This window comes from Eubacterium ramulus ATCC 29099, from assembly GCF_000469345.1.
GTDB lineage: Bacteria > Bacillota > Clostridia > Lachnospirales > Lachnospiraceae > Eubacterium_I > Eubacterium_I ramulus.
This window is the reverse complement of the sequence record NZ_KI271166.1, coordinates 1-1,576: the sequence shown is the minus strand read 5'-3', so window position 1 is coordinate 1,576 and position 1,576 is coordinate 1. Positions and strand designations below refer to the sequence as shown.

Annotated in this window: 1 protein-coding gene; it reads right to left on the bottom strand. The window is 41.3% G+C overall.

The features are described 5' to 3' along the window. Nucleotides 1–135 precede the first annotated feature (135 nt). A complete protein-coding gene (locus tag HMPREF0373_RS12315) occupies nt 136–1,305 on the bottom strand; it encodes an IS110 family RNA-guided transposase (protein ID WP_044964317.1) in 1,170 nt (389 codons plus the stop codon). Nucleotides 1,306–1,576: the final 271 nt, after the last annotated feature.

Here is a 1,576-nt window from a genome sequence, read left to right as displayed (position 1 = left end):
GGAGACCAGCTATGAAAAGTCAACCATAAATTAGCAAAAAATTTCTTTTTCATATCGGTGGTAAAAAAGGGTAACTTTAATAGAGCTCCCTTAGGGTGCTTTTTCAAAATCTATCGATATTGGTATACAGACCTCTTATTCGAGGTTGAATTCTACTTCGTCAGTGAGCATCTTCCAGATGACTCTGACAAGCTTGCCGGCACAGTGCCCAAGTGCATTGTAGTGAGACCGGCCTTCAGCCCTCTTGGCATCATAATAAGCCTTGAAGGTTGCGTTGTTTCTGACAACGTTCCAAGCTGCATTTACAAGGGCATATCGTAAAACACGAGAGCCACGTTTGGACATCCTTGTTGTCTTAGCCTGAAAGTTACCAGACTGATAAACAGAAGGATCCAAACCGGCAAAAGCAAGCAGCTTGTTAGGATTGGAGAAACGGTGAATATCACCTATTTCACCAAGAATCATTCCACCATTGATATATCCGATACCAGGAATGGTCATGATGACAGAATCGTTGAATTTCATGATATCCGTCATCTCAGCTTCAATCTTTTCTAATTGGCTATCCAGTAACTCGATTTGTTGAATTGTCTGAGTTATCTGAATAGATATAGCGCTGTCGTTTGCACCGACAGACTTCTGTGCGAGAACTCTTAATTCTTTGGCCAGCTCTTTGGTAAAGTGTCCGTGCGAGTTCACTTTGAGCAGATTTGCCAGATGAGTCATATGCATAGAAGCAATCTCTTTAGGAGAAGGTGCTTCTTTTAACAAAGCATAGACAGCGTGCTGGTGCAGACCGGATTTGAAAAAGTATTGAATCTCCGGGAATACCTGATCAACATAGGTTGTCAGTTGGATTTTCAATCGGGTGCGTTGCTTAATGGTTTTCTGCCGAAAGCGCCCCAAGGCCTTAAGATCCATCATATCGAGATCAAAGAAGGTAATAAATCTTAGGTCATCCTGCATCATAAGAGTTTTAGCAATAACAAATGTGTCGACCTTATCTGTCTTCGTTTTACGAACATTGTTCTTACGCATCTGACAGGTTTTGATGGGGTTCAACACACACACTTGGTAGAACTCAGCAACAAGGTATCGAACAAGGTTGTCACCGTAGTGTGCCGTCGATTCAAGACCGATGATGATGCTGTTCTTATCGAATGATTCGAGCTTAGAGACCAGCAGTTGGAAGCCATCAGCGTCGTTTGTGAATTTGAACGGCTCAAGAAGTATTTCACCGTCGGAAGAAATCGCAGCGGCGAAATGGTTGAGTTTGGCAATGTCAATGCCTACAAAAATTTTCATGAGGTTGTACCTCCCTTTCTTAAAGTCTGATACCATGATGTCCACCATCAATTATCATCGTAGACTTGATAGAAATAAGTACTCTGAGTGAAAAACACTCCGGCAACATCCAGCTGATAAACAATTCAGATAAAGGTAGCGGCAATACACTCCAGTTGAGTAGTCAAGCTACAGAATAAACATCAAAAGTCCATAGTATCTGAATTGTATTGAACCACGATATTAAAAGAAAGGAAACGTGTGATAATTAACTTCCTAATTATCATACAAG

Coding starts and splice junctions, on each gene's coding strand:
- HMPREF0373_RS12315 (WP_044964317.1), bottom strand. CDS start 1,305: ATGAAAATTTTTGTAGGCATTGACATTGCCAAACTCAACCATTTCGCC.